The sequence below is a fragment of the candidate division WOR-3 bacterium genome (assembly GCA_029858255.1).
Classification (GTDB): domain Bacteria; phylum Hydrothermota; class Tepidihabitantia; order SM23-42; family SM23-42; genus SM23-42.
This window is the reverse complement of the sequence record JAOUFJ010000049.1, coordinates 1-8,459: the sequence shown is the minus strand read 5'-3', so window position 1 is coordinate 8,459 and position 8,459 is coordinate 1. Positions and strand designations below refer to the sequence as shown.

7 protein-coding genes are annotated in these 8,459 nt (G+C 47.6%); 6 read left to right on the top strand and 1 reads right to left on the bottom strand.

What is annotated here, in order from left to right; genetic code table 11:
- On the top strand, positions 1 to 1,443 hold a 1,443-nt coding region (locus OEV79_11825), incomplete at its 5' end, for a T9SS type A sorting domain-containing protein (protein MDH4212124.1).
- Between the two features lie 508 nt (positions 1,444 to 1,951).
- On the opposite strand, the gene OEV79_11820 is transcribed toward OEV79_11825, so the two are convergent.
- Positions 1,952 to 2,545, bottom strand: a complete 594-nt coding sequence (locus tag OEV79_11820) for a hypothetical protein (protein MDH4212123.1) — start codon at positions 2,543 to 2,545, stop codon at positions 1,952 to 1,954.
- A gap of 354 nt (positions 2,546 to 2,899) precedes the next feature.
- Here OEV79_11820 and OEV79_11815 point away from each other — a divergent pair, with 354 nt between their 5' ends.
- From OEV79_11815 to OEV79_11795, 5 genes are all read left to right on the top strand, one after another.
- Positions 2,900 to 3,370 carry an energy transducer TonB gene (locus OEV79_11815; protein MDH4212122.1) on the top strand — a complete coding sequence of 157 codons (471 nt, stop codon included), beginning with the start codon at positions 2,900 to 2,902 and terminating at the stop codon, positions 3,368 to 3,370.
- Between the two features lie 360 nt (positions 3,371 to 3,730).
- Positions 3,731 to 4,240, top strand: a complete 510-nt coding sequence (locus OEV79_11810; protein ID MDH4212121.1) for a hypothetical protein — start codon at positions 3,731 to 3,733, stop codon at positions 4,238 to 4,240.
- Between the two features lie 535 nt (positions 4,241 to 4,775).
- Complete coding sequence (locus OEV79_11805) at positions 4,776 to 6,002, top strand: PAS domain S-box protein (protein MDH4212120.1); 1,227 nt, start codon at positions 4,776 to 4,778, stop codon at positions 6,000 to 6,002.
- On the top strand, positions 6,002 to 6,445 hold the full coding sequence (locus OEV79_11800; GenBank protein ID MDH4212119.1) for a response regulator: 444 nt from the start codon (positions 6,002 to 6,004) through the stop codon (positions 6,443 to 6,445). The genes OEV79_11805 and OEV79_11800 overlap by 1 nt, the downstream gene beginning before the upstream one ends.
- A partial coding sequence (locus tag OEV79_11795; GenBank protein MDH4212118.1) for a PAS domain S-box protein occupies positions 6,438 to 8,459 on the top strand: 2,022 nt, incomplete at its 3' end. The genes OEV79_11800 and OEV79_11795, both read left to right, overlap by 8 nt.

The window sequence follows — 8,459 nt, the reverse complement described above, 5'->3', positions numbered from 1 at the left end:
TCAAAGAGGGAAATGACGATTCTCTTGATACTTCCATTACTGCTCAGCAATTTCGTTGAGAAATGGTATTTGCCTCAGGGGGTGAGTGGTTTTGGCAATACCATTGTTCAGATTGCAGATATGGATCGTGATGAACATATGGAATTTGCCTTCACGACGTATGGCAGTTGGCCACCATATATTTATGTATACGAGCTCCAGCTGCCCGGTACGTGGCATGTTGACTCAATTCCGCTTGTTGGTGGGGATTTACTGTGGGATTCAGGTGATTTTGATAACGATGGTTTATATGATCTAGCACTTCAATTTCATGTTGAGACTCCTTCTTGGGCCGAAGGCATAATGATCTTCGAATCCCCTGATTCTTCTTCCTATCCAACCCAAGAGGTGTGGCGGGATACTGTTGGCCCACCGCTGGTGCTGCCGATTTCAGTGTATGACATTGATCAAGACAATCTGCCAGAAATCGTGAAGAATAGAGCTACACCGTTTGGCGATATCGGCATTTATGAATCAGTGGGGGATAATAATTACGAATTGATCTTTGTTGATAATCCGGACACATTAGGGTTGGAAGCACCAGCAGCAACACATGCTTTTGGCGATTTTGACGGAGATGATTGTGTTGAATGCGTATTTGCCGGAGGTAATGAATGGTATTGGGTCTATGAAAGTCCTGCGAATAACACATATGAAAAAGTTGATGAGGGCCAATTATCAATGGGTAATATTCGAGATTGTTTTACTGTCCCTGACGCGGATGGTGATGGTAAACTGGAATTTGTCGTCAAGGGATATGTGATTCCAAGTGCCGAGATCCATGCCTTCATCTTTGAGGCGACCGGTGATAATACCTATGAGATCATAAAGACGTTCACGCTATGGGGTGGTGATTATTACGGTGGTTATTCAGACGTCGGCGATGTGGATGGTGATAGTATCCCGGAAATTGCTCTGGAAGGTAGACAAACCGTGCACATCATCAAAGCCGCAGGTAATGATTCTTTTTACGTATGGGAAACCTTACCGGGCAACGCCAGCGGTTCGAGTGTGCGAGTATATGATGTTGACGGCAACGGGTTATCGGAAGTGATAATTTCCGGTAATAATGAGACGAAGATCTACGAGTATCAGGTGGGAATAGAAGAGGACACTGGAGCCAACATCTCCTTAGGCACACTGGAAATCACTCCTAACCCGTTCACTCACCAGGTTGAGATACGATACTCGATTCTGGGCACTGAATACCAGCTACAGAATCCGGTTGTAAAGATCTACGACGTTAGTGGACGGGTAGTCAAATCCTTTCATCACGGATCAAGTGTCACCTGGCACGGCGATGACGATAGCGGCAATCAGGTCCCTCTAGGTGTTTATTTCATCCGGTTCGAACATCCTGCTTTGCAGCAGGTTTCCTGTGAGAAGATTATTAAGATGAGGTAGTAAGTCGACATAATAAATTGAGATCGCCACTCCCGCTTGAGCTGGGCTCGCGATGACAATATGGTCTGTCATTGCGAGGTTGGTAAAACCAACCGAAGCAATCTCCTGTCAAGGCCGGCATCAGGAAACCACCAACCTGCTATATTTTGTTAACTTTTGGCGGCGGTATCGCCTGAAATTTCATGACAATTTTATTGCATGACAGATTCCCGACACATGCTGTTTACTTTTCGAACCTTCGCACAAAAACAAATACCATTTAGATAGTTGTTTGCGCCGCACCCGGTAGTATCGTCAATCCCATTGGTGGTGTTGGCATTATTCTTCCGCTAACGAGGTTACCCAAACAGAATTGGGACTTTTTCTCTCTACGCTCGAAACCTTCGGCTAGCAGGACAAGCGAGTGAGCGGAGCGAATCGAGAAGGGTGAGATTGCTTCGCCTTGCGACGCAAGCCTCGCAATGACAGTAGAGTAACGAGGATCCCGCATGCTGGATGACGTTTCTTTCTAGAAATTGTAGACCAGTGACAAGCCGTATTTTCCGTTGGGCACATCCAAATATGGGCAAAAATTCAGTTGGTCACTTTTTGTGATTGAACTGTTGTATTCCCGCACTGATCCCGGAACTGTGGCAATATCCCACACCGTGTATCCGACATAAGCAGCTGTGCTCAGTATTAATATAGAATAACTCAGGTCGTGTGCTGTTCCATCTTCTGAAGTTGAAGCCCCGAGCGAACCTGCTATTCCACCGACAACAAGATAACTTGCTGACAACATCATTGCGAGCCCGATGGTAAATCTGATGCCTGCGCGTTCGCCTCCTTTTGACCACTGCTGAGCGTAGAAATGTCCGGCATCAGGACCCAGTATTGCGCCGCTTGCAGCGAGCAATCCGCCGCACCACATAAAAGTATCATTTCCTTTCGACGCGGCTGCTCCGTAGATTAAACACCCAAGACCGACCGGAACGACAGTAGATCCAATAGACAATAAGACACCTGTTGTCGAGGATTTAGGCTTCTCAGCAAGGGATATCTCTGAGGAATAGAGCAAGAGTGGCAATAACAAGATACTGGGGACTACAGTCTTCTTCTGCATACAATCTGTGTGTCAGTATAGAGTTATCCATCGAGGTGTCAAGTATGGCAACACCTGAACATAAACTCGGGGGACAGGCATACACTTTTAAACACAACCTCCAACCTGCTATATTTTGTTAACTTTCATCGGCGTTTTTTCCTGGAATTACATAACATATTTTGTACCGTACAGACGTCCGTGATATTTACGTTCACTTTTGGATATTCGCAAAAAGCCACCATCATATCGGGAGTGTTAGTGAAATAATTTCGAGAACCGTAAATTGTGATTTGTGAAGATTCAACCCCACAATGCACACAGGACGACTGGGCAATCCCAGACCCTCTTGACCTATCTTTCGTTACTATTATAATGAATCAGCAAGGAGAAGGGACGCTGCAAAATCGTAGATTGTTCGGGCTTATTCCCAAGTCGTCAAAAGCATTGGTGATAGCCTTGATGATCACTATCGTATTAATTACAATTCTTATGTTGTCAAAACATGGAAGGGGCAAAAATGTCCGTCAAGAACACCAAGAACCACAGGTCATTGAACCGGATACTTATAAATATCACGAAGTAGACGAAAAACCAGAGCTGCTCAGTATTCCGAAGGCGCTGTATCCAAAAGGACAGCATGGCGAGTTCTGTGACATCGTGGTTGAAGTGTTGATTGATACGAGTGGTGATGTCTTAAATGCTAGGATTCTGAAAACAGCAGGTACAATACTTGATGAGCCAGCGCTCGAGGCAGCAAGAAAAGCTAAGTTCAGACCGGCAAAACATGATGGTAAACCAGTGCGTGTTTGGATAGCAATTCCAATAATCTTTACTCTACAATAGACAAGCACCAACCTGCTATATTTTGTTAACTTTCATTAGCTTTCTCGGGTGAAATTCCACAACAAATTTCGTACAGTAGAGCATCCTGGTATAGAGTGTTTACTTTTGACAATGTCCCTAGTATGTTGCCCGTTTTGAAATTTCGGGGGACAGGCATACACTTTTAAACTTCTTAATAAGAGAAACTCGTTTTGTTCGTTATTATCGTTAATCCCGTTAATATCGCTAACACCGAGATCATCCTCCAACGTTATTCCCACGATGTTCCACCGGTACCTGTTGCGGACTGTTAGGTAGACATCGCTAAATCATGTGTAGATTTTTTGTTGACTTTTTCATGCATTCTTACTACAATAGTTCGTGAAGAAGACGCTGGCGATAATAAATGAATTGAAAGAAGACGGCATTATTGAAAATTACGCGATCGCGGGCGGCGTAGGAGCAATTTATTATATAGAGACAATTCTCACATACGATCTTGATATATTCTTCACCTACAAAACAGAGCCAAAAGGATTAGAAATATTGAAACCGATATACCAATATCTGACAAGAAAGGGTTATAAGAAACAGGAAGGGCATATTGTCATCGAAGGCATTCCTGTTCAGTTCTTCCCAGTATACGATAAATTATCAAGAGAAGCAGTTGAGTGTGCGCGAAAAACAAAATTCAAGGGAGTAAACACCAGGGTGCTCAGTGCAGAACACCTCTTAGCAATAATGCTGCAGGTTTTCAGGCCCAAGGACAAAGAGAGAATCATTATGCTGTTGGATCAGGCGAAGGTTGATAAACGAAGATTGAATGGGATTTTGAGAAGGCACAATCTAACTAAAAGATATAAGCAATTCATTAAATTACATGGTAAGTAAAAGCATCAAATACAAGAGCAAAAAGATTTTCAAAGCTAAGCGCAGATTTCATAAACATAGAGCCAGGAGGTCGTTCAGCCGAAAAATACACGAGCTTGTGGAACTGCAAAAACTAGGTAACGAAATCAGAGAAAAAACTGGTAGAAAACCAGGTTTTGTCTGGCAAATATAAGGAATAAGAAAACCCCACCAACCAGCTTGCTTTTGTTTCCGTACTTTTTTCACATGCTTGGATTGGTGGTTTGCGATGCTCGATTCATACGCCGGATTTTAAGGTGGTTTTCTCCTATTGGGTAAGTAAAGGCGCGATTCCCCGCATGTCATTTTTGTGTCCCCGTTGAAGGAAACCGGTATAGTTAAAGTAATGCGTGAACTGAGCTATTGACATTTACACGTTGGTATGTATATTTAAGAAAAGAATGAGAATTGCGATAATTTCGCATCTGTCGAAATCTATCGGAACGTATGTGAAACCGCAGCTTCCTGTCGCGCACAAGAGTGGGAAAAATTTTTCGTCCTGTTTCAATATGAAAATATGAAAGACGAAGAAAAATCAAAAGAACAACTCCTGAAAGAATTATTAGACCTACGCCGGACCGTGGTCGCCAGTAACAACGGCAGCCATTTGAAGGAAGAATACAACAAAACAAAAGAGAATGAGCAGAAGTACTACAATCTCTTTCAGAATTCGAACGATGCAATTTTCATTCAGGATCTGAACGGCAGGATAATCGATGTGAACAAGAAACTCCTGTTACTCTTTGGTTATGACCAGTCCGAGATCATGTCGATCAGCATGGCAGACCTCGTCAATGCTACGGAAGAGAGCAAGTATCGCAGCGCCCTCGAATCGCTCGTTAGCGACGGCGCGACGGTCTTCGAAATAGATTTAAAGAGAAAGAACGGCGAGCCCTTCCCGGCTGAGGTATCGGCAAGCACTTTCGCCGTCAACGGCGAGAAGGTTGTGCAGGGAATTGTGCGGAACATCAGCGAGCGCAAGCGCGCCGAAGAAGAATTCAGGAAATACCGCAAGCATCTTGAGGCATTTGTCGCGCAGCGGACCGACCAGCTCGAAGCCGCGAACAAGGAACTCGAATCTTTCGCATACTCGGTTTCGCATGACCTGCGCGCGCCGCTCAGGGCGATGGAAGGTTTTGCCAGCGCTCTGCTTGAGGATTATGCCGAGAAGCTGGACGAGACAGGCAGGGATTACGCACACAGGGTCGTTTCCGCGGCCCAGCACATGGATATATTGATCCAGGACCTGCTTGCATACAGCCGGCTCAGCCGCTCGGCATTGAAACCGAACGCGGTCAGCCTGGATGGCGTGCTTGGTGAGGTGATGCACCAATTAAGTTCAGACATACAGAAGATGGATGCTCAGATCAGGGTGGAGCGTCCCTTGCCTGAGGTCATGGGCGATCATGCTACACTCGTCCAGGTATTATCGAATCTGTTGTCCAACGCGATAAAATTCGTCGAACCCGATGTGAAACCGAAAGTAAACATCTGGGCCGAGACATTAAGCAGCAGGGTCAGGTTATGGGTTGAGGATGCCGGTATTGGGATTGCTCCGGAATACCACGACCGTATCTTCCGTATCTTCGAACGCCTTCAGGGCATGGATGCGTATCCCGGCACTGGCGTGGGTCTCGCGATCGTGAAAAAAGGTTTGGAACGCATGGGCGGCAAGGCGGGCGTCGACTCGGCTCCGGGCAGGGGCAGCAAATTCTGGGTCGAACTGCGCGCGAAAGGATTCTGATGACCGCGAACAACCACACGATCCTTCTGGTCGAAGACGACCACAACGATGTGCTCCTAATCAAGCGTGCGTTCCAGAAGGTGAAGATCGCGAATCCGATCATAGTATTGAACGACGGCGAGCAAGCCATATCATATCTGGCAGGTCGCGAACCATATATCGAGCGTCCTTTGCCCGTGCTCATACTTCTCGATCTTAAACTGCCGCGCAAATCAGGTCATGAGGTGCTCGAGTGGCTGCGCCAGCAGCAGACGCTCAAGAGATTGCCGGTCGTCGTGCTCACTGCTTCCAGCGAGTCTTCTGATATTAACCGCGCTTACGACCTTGGCGCGAATTCATATCTTGTCAAACCGGTGACGTTCGACGCGCTGGTCGAGATGGTGAAGACGTTGAATAACTATTGGATGATATTTAACAAAAGGGCGGAAGTAGGCAATGACTAAGGACGAACAGCCAAAAGACAGCATTAAGAATAATCTGAGAACGATACTCGTTATCGATGATAATCCTGATGACCGGGCACTTACCGTACGCGCGCTGTCCCTTGAGTTTCCGTTCCTCAACCTGAAGCAGATAAGGAGCTTCGAGGAATTCGACGTAGCCCTGGCAGAGGGCAGGTTCGATCTGGTGATAACCGACTACAAGGTGCATTGGATCGACGGTTTGGAAGTTCTGCATAAGGTGAAAGAGATCAGGCCCGACTGCCCGGTGATCATGTTCACCGGCACCGGCAATGAGGAGATAGCGGTCGATGCGATGAAGGCCGGGCTCGACGACTACGTTATCAAATCGCCCAAGCACTTCGTGCGTTTGCCCGCGGCGGTGCGGTCGGTCGTTGACCGCCGGGTCGAGCGCAAGGAAAAGGAGAGGGCAGAGGAGCGTTACCGGACACTTTTCGAGGATGTGCCGGTGGGTTTGTACAGCGCGGCGCCGGACGGCAAGATACTGGAAGCCAATCCGGTTCTTGTTCAAATGTTCGGCTACCCGGACCGCGATGCAATGATGAAGATGAACCTTGCCGACCTCCACTTCAGCCCCGAAGACTTCGCGAGATGGTTGAATACTATTGAGCAGGATGGTTTTGTCCGGAATTTCGAATGCCTGATGCGCAGGCGCGACGGGTCTGTGTTATGGGTTAATGATAATGCCCGCGGCGTGGTCGACCCCGACGGCCAGACGCACTACTTCCAGGGCAGCATGGAAGATATCACCGAGCGGAAATACGCGGATGAGGCATTGCGCGAAAGCAAGGAGCGTTACCGACTGCTGTACGAATACGCGGGTAACGCTATCTTTACTTATGATCTTAATTTCAAGCTGCTCGACGTGAACAAGATCGCCTGTGATTTCACCGGCAAACGCAGGGACGACCTAATCGGCCGCAATTTCATCGAGCTCGATATTGTCTTTGAAGATGATATTAAGTTGATCAAGAAAGACAGCGAGCAGTTATGCACGGGCGCAAAGAACCATGTCGTCGTTAACAAGATGCGTTTCAACCGGGCCGAGGGACGCTATAGTATTATGGAAGTCACGGGCACCGCGATATACAAAGAAGGTAAGATCGTGGCGATCACTAATGTCTGCCGCGATGTCACCGAGCGGGAACGATTGCTGGTTGCGCTCGAGGAGAGCGAAGAAAAATACCGGACCCTTGTTGAGCACAGTAGTGACGGTATTTTCATTTACGCAAACAACAGTTTCCTTTTCGTCAATGATCAGCTCTGCAAGATAACGGATTACTCGAAAGAAGAACTCTACGACACGAGCCCGTGGAAGATCATCTATCCCAATGACCGCGACAAGGTAAAGGAGATCGACCTGCGCAGAAAAATGGGCGAGGATGTTCCCAGGGCGTATGACGTGCGTATTGTAACAAAGCACGGCGACATCCGGTATTGCGAATTTGCGGTGACGAGAATAGCATACCGGAGCGAGGACGCGAACCTTGTCTCGGTGCGCAATATCACTGACCGCAAGCAAATGGAGGACGAATTACAGCAGAGCCTGGTGAAACTGGAGAAGACAATTCAGAATACGCTTCAGGCAATGGCTAAGATCCAGGAAGCGAGAGACCCTTACACGACCGGCCATCAGCTCAGGGTTGCCGCGCTTGCCCAGGAAATTGCCAAGGAGATGTATTTGCCTGAAGAGTGGATCCGCGGTATCCAGGTGGCGGCGCTGATCCATGATATCGGCAAGATCTACGTTCCCGCGGAGATCCTCAGCCGTCCGAGCAAGCTGACCGTTTCGGAATTCGCGCTCGTCAAGACCCACCCGAGCGTCGGCTATGATATCCTCAAGACGATCGAGTTCCCCTGGCCGATCGCAGATGTGGTGCTCCAGCATCACGAGCGCCTCGACGGTTCAGGCTACCCGCGCGGCCTTAAGACCGGGAATATTATGCTCGAATCGCAAATACTCGCGGTTGCCGATGTCGTCGAAGCGATGTCTTCT